Consider the following 12,217-nt stretch of genomic DNA (forward strand, 5'->3'; position numbering starts at 1 on the left):
CAATCAATCGCATGCCATAGTGCGAATAATATCACCACGGGTCAGAATACCAATTACAGTACCAGCATCATCAACCACGGGGAGACGACGAACCTTGTGGTCCTGGATAATTTTTGCTGCTGTTTTCAAAGACTGATCAGGACTAATAGTGATCGGATTGTTACTCATCACTTCCCCCACAGTTTGTCCCAGAGCTTTGTGTAAATCCCGTTCGTAAGTAGCAGGGTTTTGTAAGTAAATCACACTATCCAAAAACATAATGTATGCAGGAGGAGTAATTCCTGTTTCTTGCCACATTAGATCCGTTTCTGAGATAATCCCGACCAACTTACCCATATCATCAACCACAGGCAACCCGCTAATTTGCTTCTCAGCCAAGATTTGGATTGCCTGTTTTAAAGGAGTTTGAGGATTAACCATAATCGGATTATGGGTCATCACCTGGGCAACAGTTTTAGACATGGTTCTACCTATACCTTACTATAGAAACGGGAAAGTCAAGCTACTAACTTACTATTTAGATAATACTACTAGCAACTATCTCAGTTAACGGAATAAACTACTCAGAGAAGTATCCTCATGAATACGCCAAATGGCCTCCCCAAGCAAATTAGCAACTGAAAGCACTACTAATTGGGGGAATTGATCCGCTGGAGAAATGGGAATTGTATTAGTAACTATCACCTCCTCAAACAGTCCAGTGGAAAGACGTTCAATAGCTGGTGGCGAAAATACTGCATGGGTAGCACAAGCATATACTTGACTGGCACCTTCTTCTCGGAGTAACTTTGCTCCCTGAGTAATGGTACCTCCCGTATCAATCATATCATCGACTAAAACAGCCGTTTTGCCCTTCACATCCCCAATCACATTCAGAACTTCAGCTACATTATGAGCCTGACGACGTTTATCAATTATTGCCAGGGGAGCATCATTGAGTTTTTTAGCAAATGCTCTAGCTCGAGCTACCCCACCCACATCAGGAGAAACCACAACAATATCTTGTAGTGCTTTATTCTGTAGGTACTCCAGTAAGACTGGCGAACCATAAACATGATCAAAGGGTATATCAAAGTACCCCTGGATTTGTGCCGCATGTAGATCCATAGCTAGGACTCGATTAGCCCCTGCTTGGGTAATTAGGTTAGCAACCAATTTAGCAGTAATAGACTCTCTCCCGGCGGTTTTTCGATCCGCACGGGCGTAACCATAATAAGGAACTACTGCCGTAATCTGTCTAGCAGAAGCACGACGACAGGCATCAATCATGATTAGTAATTCCATTAAATGGTCATTAACTGGCTTACAAGTTGGTTGAATTAAATAAACATCACAACCGCGAATAGACTCTTGAATTTGAATATACAACTCACCATCCGCAAATCTTTTGCGGATCATGGGGCCCAAGTCCAGGCCCAAGTAGCGTGCGACTTCTTGAGCTAATTGGATATTGGACGATCCAGAAAATAATCGCAGACGTTGATTGTCAGTCACTCCCGTGGCGACTGGGTGCATGGTTAAACTTGCAGAATTTAGCACAGCAGATCCTAGATGCGCATTCATGGCGATATTATCATCAAAGATGTAGCAGATTTCATGAACAAATGCAGAAAAATCGGGAATACCTCCATATAAATTAACACTATTTTCCCAGATTAGATTGACGATTTGTTGATTTTTTAACTTGAGAGAGATCTTCGATGTTGAACCAAAGCCAAACTCCCCTAATTGATGCCTTAAAATCCTCCATATCCAAAAACCATACCCCCTTTTATACTCCTGGACATAAACGGGGTGCAGGAGTTTCACCCATTTTAACCGATTTGCTTGGTAAAGACGTATTTAGAGCCGATTTAACCGAACTATCAGAATTAGATAATTTATTCGCACCTGAAAGTGCAATTTTAGCAGCACAAGAGTTAGCTGCCATGGCCTTTGGTGCTCAAAGAACTTGGTTTTTAGTCAATGGCTCTAGTTGTGGTATTATAGCAGCAATTATGACCGTTTGTGGACCAAATCAGCATATCCTTTTACCCAGAAATATACATTCATCTGTGGTTTCTGGACTGATTATAGCTGGTGCTATTCCCATTTTTATCAATCCCCAGTATGATCAGGATGTGGATATCACTTGTAGTATTACACCTAAAGACTTACAGGTAGCTTTAGCTCAAAATCCCCAGGTTAAGGCTGTATTAGTAGTTTATCCAACCTATGATGGAGTTTGTGGCAATTTAAAGGCCATCTGTCAAGTTACTCATGAATATAATATTCCTTTAATAGTTGATGAAGCTCACGGTGCCCATCTTAGTTTTCATGATCATTTACCCATATCCGCCTTAACCGCAGGTGCGGATTTAACCATACAATCTATTCATAAGACCCTGGGAGCTATGACCCAAACATCAATGTTACATATTCAGGGAAATAGAATTAACATTGATAGATTAAATCAAGCTCTACAATTAGTACAATCCACTAGTCCGAGTTTTATACTTTTAGCTTCTCTTGATGCAGCACGTCAGCAAATGGCTATAGATGGTCAAAAGTTGATGCAGCAAACCCTAGAACTAGCAAATATAGCTAGAAATAAAATTCAGGAAATTCCTGGTTTATCAGTTTTAGAATTGCCAAAAATTAGGCAGCCAGGCTTTTTTGATCTGGATAAAACTCGATTAACCGTGAATGTAAAAGAATTAGGCATCACAGGTTTTGCCGCAGAAAATTTCCTAATTGAAATGGGTATTGTACCAGAGGTTTCTTCCTTTGAGAAGGTCACATTTATTATTAGTTTAGGAAATAGTGAATCAGATATTAATGCCTTGGTAAAAGTTTTTAAAAAAATCAATGATATACCCAGGTGTAGAAAATATGGGATGAGAACCTCTACCATAATCTCCAAGATAATATTTAATTATCAGCCAGATAATAGGTTGTGTATTTCTCCCCGTGAGGCTTTTTTTGCCACAAGTGAAATTCTACCTTTAGAAAAAACAGTGGATAGAATTTGTGCAGAAAACATTTGTCCATATCCTCCAGGAATACCAATATTAATGCCAGGGGAAAGAATTACAAAATCAGCCCTAGACTATTTACAACAGGTGCAGGATTTAGGAGGAATGATTACAGGTTGTCTGGATACAAGTTGCCATACCCTCAAAGTTGTCAAATAGTATGGCAAACCCTAAGCAAAAAAGCTCCTTCACCTCTTATGTAAGTTTAGGAGCTGGCTTAATCAAACTAACTTTTATAACTGGGACCACCAAAACCATAAATTTGGGATTTTAACAACTCTTTCACTGCGTCCTCTAAATTTTCTTCTCGCAGTAAACAATCTCCTATTAATACCCCACTAACACCAACATTAGCCATCAAGGATAAATCTTGAGACGTCTCAATTCCTGACTCACTTACCACCAAAATCCCCAAATTATGTAGGTGTGATTTTCTGGCAGCCATTAACTCCAGAGTAGTGTTGATATTAACAGTTAAATCCTCCAAACTGCGATTATTAATGGCAATAATACGCACATCCTCTAACCTAATAACACGGTCTAACTCCATCAAATTATGAACTTCGACCACAGCATTCATTCCTAAATAATGAATTACCCGTAAAAGGTTATTAATTTGCTGATCCGTGAGAATGGCGGCAATTAATAAGATTGCATCTGCTCCCGCTGCTCGTGCTAAGTAAATTTGACATGGATCCAGAACAAAATCTTTACATAGAATAGGTAAAGTGACTTTATGTCGAACAATGCGTAGCTGATCAAACCCACCATGAAAGAATTTCTGATCTGTCACAACAGATATACAAGCTGCCCCAGTTCGTTCATAGGATTTAGCAATAGACAAAGCATCAAAATCAGATGAAAGTATATTCTCGGATGAAAATATCCTTTTCACTTCTGCAATTAAACTGGGTTTGTAAATGTTTTGTTGCAAAGCAGTGAAAAAATCTCTCACACTAGGAGCAGCAGTTAATTGACGTTGGAGAGAAGCAAGAGACATTTCCTGTTGAATTTGGGTAATCTCTAGTTTTTTGTGCCATATAATTTCTCTGATTATAGGTTCCATTGTGTTCTGTAGCATGATCATAGGTAGAATGAATTAACACATTATTTCCACTTCTTTTTTGCTTGGTTGATTTTGCCCAGAGCCACCTAGTAAATAGTTATTTTTCAGCAATCTGATATAAGTGCGGTATGGTATGTAGTCAATGGGGTTAAGTCCCGAAAATCTCAGCAGCAAAACACAAGCCCAAGAATATTTACCAGCTATAATTGCCTTGATTATTTGCTCTATTTGATCCGTATTGATTTTCTTATTAATCTGCCTATTATAATCATCTAACTGTCCTTTCATAGTATGCACTCCTAATTTCTGACATCAATCTATGGTCGAAGAGATGATTTAACACGCCATCAGGTTTATTTCATCTATTATCCCATTGATCAATGTCTTCAGGATACTCAATTTAACTGAGAAATAAATGAACTATTTTTAGATAGACTTGTCTATTTTTTCGTTGTTACCTTGACGATGTACCTGTCATTAATCAATAATTGTATTCTCAAACACTCACAATCTTTACAACTAATACTTCTTTAGTTAGATGACGGATGATCACCAAGCTGTTCTAATGGTTATGTCAAAAGTAGGATGATTTACCTTCTGGAGATATAGTTGAATCCCCTTGGTGGGAGATTACAAAAAATTCCTAGGATTGAAGTTGATGAGGTCTATACATAAGGTATTTCCCATCTTAGTTGGTAATGACAAACAATGAATAGATGGCTAAGAACGCTTGGTACAGAATTGATGGGAAAATTCAGTATTTGCGGGTAGTTAAATTTATACAAGCATATGTAAATTAACTATGGCAGTCTGGTCTATATCCTTTTGTACGCTACAAACACTCAGGAGTAAATAAAGATGATGAATTGTCGGGATTCCGTGCTAGAAACAATCAATTATCAATTAAACTATCCTTCGATGGAGGATAAACTTGCCGATTTTTTGATTAATCAAATCATAGATGCTGCCTTTTGTATTAGAAAAGATGGAGAATTTATTTACATAAATAAGTCTATGTGCATTATTACTGAATATTCGCACCAAGAGTTACTATCTATGAATCTGAGTAATTTGGACATAGATTTTTCCCTGAATCAATGGTTGCAAAAATGGGAAAATCTCAAAAATGTGGAAGGTCTGTCTTGGAAATCTCGCTATCGCACTAAGGGGGGGAGAACATTTGTAGCAACAATAGATTTTGCCTATATTCAATTACAAGAAAGTGAATTTTGTTATGGAGTCATCAAAGAAAATACACAAGAGTTAGTGCCCATACTCTGCCATGAATTTCGTACACCGCTCAATATTATTTCCTTTTCCAACAGTCTACTTAAACGAAATATTCATCAATGGGAAGAAGAAAAAATGTTGTCGCTTGTTAGACATATTGAAACAGCAGTAAAACAAATTGATCACATATTAGATGACATTTTATTTTTAAGTAAGACCAAATATTCCCAAGCAATTATCTCAACGATCCAGGTAAATTTGATAGATTTTTGTCAGAATTTGGTCAAAAAAATGACCCTAATTAAAAATGGCAGGTCAATTCAGTTCGATTATCTAGGAGATTGTAGACAAGTATGGATAGATCCCCACCTAATAGAAGCAATTTTGACTAACTTACTAGATAATGCCATTAAATATTCATCTGATAGGACTATTGTGCATCTTTTAATTGAACATGAAGATAAGCAAATCATTTTGAAAGTTAAAGATCAAGGTATTGGCATTGCCCAGGTGGATCAAGATAGACTATTTGAAAAATTCTATCGAGGTCATAATGTTGGTCAAACTTCTGGTACTGGACTTGGTTTATCAATTGTTAAGACTCTGGTGGATCTATGTGAGGGTCAAATCATAATAACTAGTGAATTGGGTATAGGTACCACATTTACTATTGTTTTACCATCCTTGCCAAGATAATTCAATTCTTAACAGTCTATTGACAGTCACAAGTTTTTAAAAAATTATATTCGTTGAAAATGACAGCTGAAGCATCAAAAAAAATTCTGCTAATTGAAGATGACTATTTAATGCAAAATCTTTTATTGGAATCTCTGAAAGCTGAAGGTTTTGCCATCATAGCAGCAGAAACCGGTGGCCTTGGTCTTCACAAGGCAATGGAAAACCTACCTGACATAGTTATTTGCGAGTTGATTATGCCAGATATGGATGGTTATACCATTTTAACTGAATTGCGTCAAAATTCCCAGTTAGCAATCATGCCATTTATTTTTCTTTCCGCCAATAATTCCAAAGCAGCTGTGAGAAAGGCCATGGAATTAGGTGCTGATGATTATTTGACCAGACCCATCACAATTAACGAACTGCTAAAAGCCATCCATATCAGATTAGAAAAACAGTCTCTCGTGAAATCTTGGTATATCAATAACAACTCCCCCATAACACCCAAACCAAACAATCCACCTTTAGTATTTCCTAATATTCCCCATTTTAAAAAGGTTTTTGACTATATTGAAAATTATTACCATTTAGGCATTACTTTATCTGATGTTGCACAAGCTGTAGGTTACTCCTCAGCTTATTTAACCAACCAAGTATCTCAACAGACAGGAAATAGTGTCAATAGCTGGATAGTCAAACGTAGAATAACCCAAGCCTGCTTTTTATTAAAAAACACTGGTTTAACAATTGAAGAGATTGCCACGAAAATTGGCTATCAAAATTGTTGTCATTTTTCTAGGCAGTTTAGTCAGTATCAAGGTCTATCACCAAAGATGTGGAGAAAACAACACCAATTGTCTCATGTTTGTACCCAAAAAGGCATAAGATCCACCAATTTACCCAACCTTTAACTATTTTTTCCTTGGATTAATAACTGGATAGCTAAAGCCAATAAACCTATGGCCACTATGCTAAAAATTCCCATTCCCAAAGCTACCACGCCTACTACTAAGGTACGAACTGCGGAGGCAATATTAATAACTATTTGGTTATCGGAATGAATCGGTTTACTAGCAAAGGTAGTGGCTATAGCAATCATTAGGGAATACATGGCAAAAGCCAGTCCCCCGGAAATTGTTGCTCCAGTTATACATCTTAATGGTGTTGGTGGGGCGGTCGTATCCTGTGCCGATTTTAAAGGTTCTTTCATAGTTCTCTCCTTTTTCTAAACTAATTTTAATGTCTGGTTTCTAATTGGATGCCATGACCAATTGTTTGGGTTACAAACAATTCTAAATCACTATCATTAATAGCTACTGTGATTTTTTCTTTAACTGTTTCAGCATCCTGTTTTGATTCTACAATAGCAAATACTGAAGGTCCTGAGCCTGACATCATTGTTCCTAAAACCTCTGGTTGTTTGGCAAATAGTTCCCGTAGTTGTAGAACCTGGGGATAAGCTGGTAAGACAACCTTTTCTAAATCATTGTGCAGTTTATGACTGATTACCTCTACGTCCTGAACTGCAATGGCTTGGACAATTTCTGCTGCATGAACTGCTTTGGTACGCTGGGTAAAGTCTTGATGGTTTTTTATATACTCGGCACCAAATTGCTCACGATAGGTTTGATAGGCCCAAGGGGTAGACACAGCTAAACTTTTATATTTGGCTAAGACTAAATACATGTTATTTAAACTGGGAAGGGGAGAAAGTTGCTCACCCCTTCCAGTAGCAATTGCTGTTCCTCCACCAATACAAAAAGGTACGTCTGAACCCAGTTTTGCCCCTAATTCTTCCAATTGAGATTGAGTTAATCCTAAACCCCACAGTAAGTCTATGCCTACTAACACCGCTGCTGCATTTGTGGAACCCCCAGCTAAACCTGCAGCTACGGGAATCCTTTTTTTCACTGTAATATCAACTCCACCAAAGTTACTAAAAGCAGTAGGAAAATTACTGGCCATCAGCACTGCTGCCCGGTGTGCTAAATTACTTTCATCTGTAGGTACTTGGGGGTGATCACAAAAAACTCTAATTGTTTGTGTATTTGCTGCGTGTAAATCTATTTGGTCTGCTAAATTAATGCTTTGTAAAATCATTGCTAACTCATGATAGCCATCAGCACGGGCACCAATGATTTCTAGGTATAAGTTGATTTTTGCAGGTGCATTTAAACTGTAGTGACGCATATTAGTACTATTTAATAGTATTTTATTTGGGTTGAGTATGAACAGACATCAAAGAAGTTGTGTTCAGAGAATTTACCAGTGATACCCATTGAGATACACTGATTTCCTCCGCCCGAACATGAGGATTAATGTTTAATTCCTCCAGTAATTTAGTCAGGGACTCACGGTCAATTACTGATTGCAAATTATTTCTGAGCATTTTTCGTTTACACCCGAACCCCAGTTTAACCATATTTTCTAAAAGTTTAGGATCATTAGCCCCTATTTCCATATTTCTGGGCAATAAACGCACTACCGCAGAATCTACTTTTGGCGGTGGATAAAATGCACTAGCGGGGACTGTACAGATGAACTCACAGTCTGCCAAATACTGTACTCTCACAGATAGGGCTCCAAAATTTCTAGAACCGGGTTTAGCATATAATCTTTGTGCCACCTCCTTTTGGATAAGTAATACAATGGAATCGAAGGGTTGGGGATTAGGATCAGCAATAGTACCCAAAAGTTTTTCGATAATTGGACCTGTAATATTGTAGGGAATATTGGCAACCACTTTATTTTGTCTTTGGAATTTAGGAAAGGCGGTCACTTGGGATGCTATACCAAGAGTGAGAAAATCACCCTGGAGAAGTAAAAAGTTTTCTCTTGCACCCAGTTTTTTGGCCAGTACTTCACACAGGTCTCGATCAATTTCTACTGCTAGCAAGGAATCAACTAAGGGTAGCAACCGCTTAGTGAGAATTCCGGTTCCCGGACCAATTTCTAAAATCCTATCATTTACTTGACATTCAGCAGCTTTAACAATGGAGTTTAGTGCTTTTTCACTTCTTAACCAATGTTGAGCAAACTGTTTTTGTGGTCTTACCATGGATCAATTACCATTACTTACAAACGCATTTGTTGTTTAATTAAGAATTAATAAGGGTCATCACTACTATGAAGCTCAGTTTATCAAGTGATATTTTAACTGTACTGCCATTACCCATATTATTAATTGTAGTGGGCACGGTCAGCAGTTGTACTCCCAGAAATTTGCCAGACCCTGCCAAACCTTCCCCCACCTCTCAACCCTTTTCCCCTCCACCGTCTCCAGATACCAGTTCTCAGTCCCTTAGTAACACTGATAAAAATATCCCGGTTACTCTATACACGAGTGATGCCCAATGTCAAGATTATATTCCCCAGGTGGTCAGGTTATCACCAGACCAGATCCTTGACCAAAGCATAGGCAAAATCCTGGAGCAGCAAAATAGTGCTGATTTTAGCATAGTTAGCTATCGTTTAGATATCTCTAATGGGATAGCGACAATTGATCTGCGAGTAGCTCCAGACTCTAGTCGTCAAATTGCTTCCCTTTCCAGTTGTGAACAGTTTGCCCTCTTTGGCAGTATTCGCAAAACCCTAACCAGTAAACCAGAGTGGAACATTAAAGATGTCCGTTTTACCCAGGGAGGTAAAGAAATTATTTTTTAAGGAGTTCTAAACCCAGTTTTGCGATAATATGGGTTAATATAATGCCAGCATAAGTTGTGTAGGTTAAAGTAGGGTAACATAATGGATGTCAAGTTGATTCTGGTAATACTAACTTTTATATTCACCGTGGCTTGCCTATTTTTTGGCACTCAAAATGGATTCTATGATTCGGAAAATTATCATGGCAACGGTTCTGCACATTAACCTCATCCTCCCCTTTTGAGTGTAGTGACCAACGAATTAGAATGTTTACTCTATAGTGTTCAGCACGAGGATGAAGGGGTGTGTGTCATAGTTAGAATGGGCCCCCACCGCATTCTCTTAGATTGCGGTACGGCTGATATTTCTTCCATCAATAAGGAAAACTCACCAGCAGATTTGGTCTTGATTAGCCATGCACACCCAGATCACTGCCGGGGACTGCTATCACTAAATCGTGCGTTCCCTCTGTTGCCTATTTACACTAGTGAAGTAACTAGTAAGTTGTTACCCTTAAATTGGACCGAACTAGAAGCAGCAGAAACTCTCACCTTTTGTCAAGCACTCCCTTTGCGATCGCCTATTGAAGTACAGGAAAATCTAGTGGTGGAATTATTCCCTGCTGGTCATCTTCCTGGTGCTGTGGCAATTTTACTCACCTACCAAGGTCCGGAAAGAGACTACAAACTGCTCTACACAGGGGATTTTTTCCTTTCTAACTCCCGGTTGGTAGATGGTCTAAGATTAGAAGAGCTCAGGGGTTTAAATTTGGATGTGCTGTTAATTGAGGGTAGTTACGGAACATCTCGCCACCCCCATCGTCGTCATCAGGAAAATCAAATCGCAGAAAGAATCAATCGGGCCATCATAGATAAGTACTCTGTACTGCTACCTACACCAGCGCTGGGGTTAGGTCAGGAATTGTTGATGTTGTTACGCTCCCACCATTATTTCACTGGACAGGACATAGATATTTGGGTTGATGGTGAAGTAGGAACTGGCTGTGATGCTTATTTGGAGCTTTTATCCCATTTACCTGCATCAGTACAGAATTTTGCTCGTCACCAACCCTTATTTTGGGATGAGCGAGTGCGTCCTCGGGTGCGACGACTTAAGGTTGAGGATTTACAAACCCTGGGAAGTTCACCCTGCATTGTCCTAACGGATGATAAATCGGATTTAAATAAATATATTAACCATGGGGATGGTGCTTCCTGGGTGGTTCTATTCCCAGAAAAGATTGGCAGTGATCTAGAAAACCCCCTGGTTCAAACAGAAACATACCTTTTAGCTCAGCATAGTGATGGACCGGGAACAACCCAATTAATTCATAACTTACGTCCCCAGCACGTAGTATTTATTCATGGTGATCCCACTTACTTAGCTGACCTAACAACCCTAGAAGAACTACAAAATCGTTATCACGTACACTCACCCCCTGGGGGAACCTTAGTTGAATTGCCAATTGGAGAAACACCAATACAATCCCCAGTCCCAGAAGCCAATTATCAGGGTGAATTAACTGAACTACAAACAATTATTACCATTATCTTGCCCAGAGAAATTAGAGATGATCCACGTTGGCAGGATTTTGCTGATACTGGCTTAGTAGAAGCCCGTTGGCAGGGAGAAGATTTAATTCTAAAAGGTTTATCCCAAAGAGATTTACTAAACAGGAACAGCTTAGACAGCGTCAAAAATAAATACTACTATAACTGGTCTGAAATTGAATGCTGTGGAACTTGTAGACACCAAAGAGGGCAACGGTGTTGGAATGCCGCTGCCCCATTATATAACTTTAAAGTTACTCTTGAAGGATACTGTCCAGCTTTCGAGCGCTTATCTGAGAATGAGTCCTAGGGACTAGGAATCAGGATTGAGATCTGTAAATCGGTTATGGATACGTTCAGACTCGGGACAGTCGTCTGTCATCAAGGGATCCACATTTCCGCGTGGTACAGAAGCTAACTTCTGAGTTACAGAGCCAATACTCTCCAAGCGAACCATTTCTTCCCAGGAACAGACTTCGTCCTCTTCGTCGGTTTCATAACGTAGAGTCACGAGATCACCCTCTATATCAATAATGCGGGCCCGCTCTATCCAGCGTTGCTGATCCCGCAAAAAAACACATACCTCCCGCCCATCGCAACACAGTTGATAAATCTTGCGGTGTAGCATGTAGTACTTCTGCCTTTTTAAACTACGTAGTTAAACTTGTGAAAATTGGAGCATGGACCCAAGTCCCAGGGAATCAATATCAAGTTTTGTTAACTATCATCTGTTTATACCCAACTTAGTGATAACTAGCTATTGTTAGACAATAGAGGTAAAGTTAGATGCCATCAGTAATAGTTTACTTGACTGTAGGTGATTTAGGGACTCTGTTGGATAGGATTTACCTCATAGAATTTCAACATCTTTTGGTTTTCTCCCCACCAGGTGAATGTGTGGTGATGATTCCTTACTATCATCATGTAACAGATAACACTCAAAAGCTAGTGTTGATTGCGGTTGTTTAGGTTGCCTACTTGTAGTCATTGGCATTTCTAGGAAGTCTGGGGAATGGGTTGTACTTTTCACCCTAATG

14 protein-coding genes are annotated in these 12,217 nt (G+C 39.0%); 6 read left to right on the top strand and 8 right to left on the bottom strand.

Going from position 1 to position 12,217, the window contains the following annotated elements; translation table 11 throughout:
* Positions 1-3: 3 nt before the first annotated feature.
* Both IAR63_RS03750 and IAR63_RS03755 read right to left on the bottom strand, forming a co-directional pair.
* Complete coding sequence (locus IAR63_RS03750) at positions 4-462, bottom strand: CBS domain-containing protein (protein ID WP_057178354.1); 459 nt, start codon at positions 460-462, stop codon at positions 4-6.
* Positions 463-546: 84 nt separating this feature from the next.
* Entirely contained in the window at positions 547-1,563 is a 1,017-nt protein-coding gene (locus IAR63_RS03755; RefSeq protein ID WP_187706636.1) for a ribose-phosphate pyrophosphokinase, read from the bottom strand.
* Between the two features lie 137 nt (positions 1,564-1,700).
* On the opposite strand from IAR63_RS03755, the gene IAR63_RS03760 reads away from it, so the two are divergent.
* Positions 1,701-3,173 (top strand): aminotransferase class I/II-fold pyridoxal phosphate-dependent enzyme, encoded by a 1,473-nt coding sequence (locus IAR63_RS03760; protein ID WP_187706637.1) that lies wholly within the window; start codon positions 1,701-1,703, stop codon positions 3,171-3,173.
* A 67-nt stretch (positions 3,174-3,240) separates the two neighbouring features.
* Here IAR63_RS03760 and IAR63_RS03765 read toward each other — a convergent pair whose 3' ends face one another.
* Together IAR63_RS03765 and IAR63_RS03770 are read right to left on the bottom strand one after the other, a co-directional pair.
* Entirely contained in the window at positions 3,241-4,080 is an 840-nt protein-coding gene (locus IAR63_RS03765; RefSeq protein WP_115538744.1) for an indole-3-glycerol phosphate synthase TrpC, read from the bottom strand.
* Between the two features lie 33 nt (positions 4,081-4,113).
* Positions 4,114-4,368, bottom strand: coding sequence for a HetP family heterocyst commitment protein (locus tag IAR63_RS03770; RefSeq protein WP_057178357.1), 255 nt, complete (start codon positions 4,366-4,368; stop codon positions 4,114-4,116).
* Between the two features lie 570 nt (positions 4,369-4,938).
* On the opposite strand from IAR63_RS03770, the gene IAR63_RS03775 reads away from it, so the two are divergent.
* Positions 4,939-6,006: a PAS domain-containing sensor histidine kinase gene (locus IAR63_RS03775; RefSeq protein WP_187706638.1), complete on the top strand. Its 1,068-nt coding sequence runs from the start codon at positions 4,939-4,941 to the stop codon at positions 6,004-6,006.
* A 59-nt stretch (positions 6,007-6,065) separates the two neighbouring features.
* On the top strand, positions 6,066-6,899 hold the full coding sequence (locus IAR63_RS03780) for a response regulator (protein WP_187706639.1): 834 nt from the start codon (positions 6,066-6,068) through the stop codon (positions 6,897-6,899).
* Here the strand turns inward: IAR63_RS03780 and IAR63_RS03785 are convergent.
* The 3 genes from IAR63_RS03785 to rsmA are packed head-to-tail and all read right to left on the bottom strand — an operon-like array spanning position 6,896 to position 9,046.
* Positions 6,896-7,198: a DUF3082 domain-containing protein gene (locus IAR63_RS03785; RefSeq protein WP_141304026.1), complete on the bottom strand. Its 303-nt coding sequence runs from the start codon at positions 7,196-7,198 to the stop codon at positions 6,896-6,898. The two genes, IAR63_RS03780 and IAR63_RS03785, sit on opposite strands and share 4 nt — an antisense overlap.
* A gap of 26 nt (positions 7,199-7,224) precedes the next feature.
* Positions 7,225-8,178 carry a 4-(cytidine 5'-diphospho)-2-C-methyl-D-erythritol kinase gene (gene ispE / locus IAR63_RS03790; protein WP_187706640.1) on the bottom strand — a complete coding sequence of 318 codons (954 nt, stop codon included), beginning with the start codon at positions 8,176-8,178 and terminating at the stop codon, positions 7,225-7,227.
* Between the two features lie 22 nt (positions 8,179-8,200).
* Positions 8,201-9,046, bottom strand: a complete 846-nt coding sequence (gene rsmA, locus IAR63_RS03795; protein WP_096545039.1) for a 16S rRNA (adenine(1518)-N(6)/adenine(1519)-N(6))-dimethyltransferase RsmA — start codon at positions 9,044-9,046, stop codon at positions 8,201-8,203.
* 68 nt (positions 9,047-9,114) lie between these two features.
* Here rsmA and IAR63_RS03800 point away from each other — a divergent pair, with 68 nt between their 5' ends.
* Both IAR63_RS03800 and IAR63_RS03805 read left to right on the top strand, forming a co-directional pair.
* Positions 9,115-9,651, top strand: a complete 537-nt coding sequence (locus IAR63_RS03800; RefSeq protein WP_096545037.1) for a GerMN domain-containing protein — start codon at positions 9,115-9,117, stop codon at positions 9,649-9,651.
* Between the two features lie 228 nt (positions 9,652-9,879).
* Positions 9,880-11,490, top strand: coding sequence for an MBL fold metallo-hydrolase (locus IAR63_RS03805; protein ID WP_187706641.1), 1,611 nt, complete (start codon positions 9,880-9,882; stop codon positions 11,488-11,490).
* A 3-nt stretch (positions 11,491-11,493) separates the two neighbouring features.
* On the opposite strand, the gene IAR63_RS03810 is transcribed toward IAR63_RS03805, so the two are convergent.
* Entirely contained in the window at positions 11,494-11,808 is a 315-nt protein-coding gene (locus IAR63_RS03810; RefSeq protein WP_168729064.1) for a DUF6679 family protein, read from the bottom strand.
* Positions 11,809-11,966: 158 nt separating this feature from the next.
* On the opposite strand from IAR63_RS03810, the gene IAR63_RS03815 reads away from it, so the two are divergent.
* On the top strand, positions 11,967-12,149 hold the full coding sequence (locus IAR63_RS03815) for a hypothetical protein (protein ID WP_187706642.1): 183 nt from the start codon (positions 11,967-11,969) through the stop codon (positions 12,147-12,149).
* The last annotated feature ends 68 nt before the right edge of the window (positions 12,150-12,217 follow it).

It is taken from the genome of Cylindrospermopsis curvispora GIHE-G1, assembly GCF_014489415.1.
In the GTDB taxonomy this organism is placed as follows: Bacteria; Cyanobacteriota; Cyanobacteriia; order Cyanobacteriales; family Nostocaceae; genus Raphidiopsis; species Raphidiopsis curvispora_A.

What these genes read in the sequence shown, in the direction of transcription:
- rsmA (WP_096545039.1), bottom strand. Translation starts at nt 9,046, where the DNA reads ATGGTAAGACCACAAAAACAGTTTGCTCAACATTGGTTAAGAAGTGAA.
- IAR63_RS03800 (WP_096545037.1), top strand. Translation starts at nt 9,115, where the DNA reads ATGAAGCTCAGTTTATCAAGTGATATTTTAACTGTACTGCCATTACCC.
- IAR63_RS03760 (WP_187706637.1), top strand. Translation starts at nt 1,701, where the DNA reads ATGTTGAACCAAAGCCAAACTCCCCTAATTGATGCCTTAAAATCCTCC.
- IAR63_RS03750 (WP_057178354.1), bottom strand. Translation starts at nt 462, where the DNA reads ATGTCTAAAACTGTTGCCCAGGTGATGACCCATAATCCGATTATGGTT.
- ispE (WP_187706640.1), bottom strand. Translation starts at nt 8,178, where the DNA reads ATGCGTCACTACAGTTTAAATGCACCTGCAAAAATCAACTTATACCTA.
- IAR63_RS03775 (WP_187706638.1), top strand. Translation starts at nt 4,939, where the DNA reads ATGATGAATTGTCGGGATTCCGTGCTAGAAACAATCAATTATCAATTA.
- IAR63_RS03770 (WP_057178357.1), bottom strand. Translation starts at nt 4,368, where the DNA reads ATGAAAGGACAGTTAGATGATTATAATAGGCAGATTAATAAGAAAATC.
- IAR63_RS03755 (WP_187706636.1), bottom strand. Translation starts at nt 1,563, where the DNA reads ATGAATGCGCATCTAGGATCTGCTGTGCTAAATTCTGCAAGTTTAACC.
- IAR63_RS03780 (WP_187706639.1), top strand. Translation starts at nt 6,066, where the DNA reads ATGACAGCTGAAGCATCAAAAAAAATTCTGCTAATTGAAGATGACTAT.
- IAR63_RS03785 (WP_141304026.1), bottom strand. Translation starts at nt 7,198, where the DNA reads ATGAAAGAACCTTTAAAATCGGCACAGGATACGACCGCCCCACCAACA.
- IAR63_RS03765 (WP_115538744.1), bottom strand. Translation starts at nt 4,080, where the DNA reads ATGGAACCTATAATCAGAGAAATTATATGGCACAAAAAACTAGAGATT.
- IAR63_RS03810 (WP_168729064.1), bottom strand. Translation starts at nt 11,808, where the DNA reads ATGCTACACCGCAAGATTTATCAACTGTGTTGCGATGGGCGGGAGGTA.
- IAR63_RS03815 (WP_187706642.1), top strand. Translation starts at nt 11,967, where the DNA reads ATGCCATCAGTAATAGTTTACTTGACTGTAGGTGATTTAGGGACTCTG.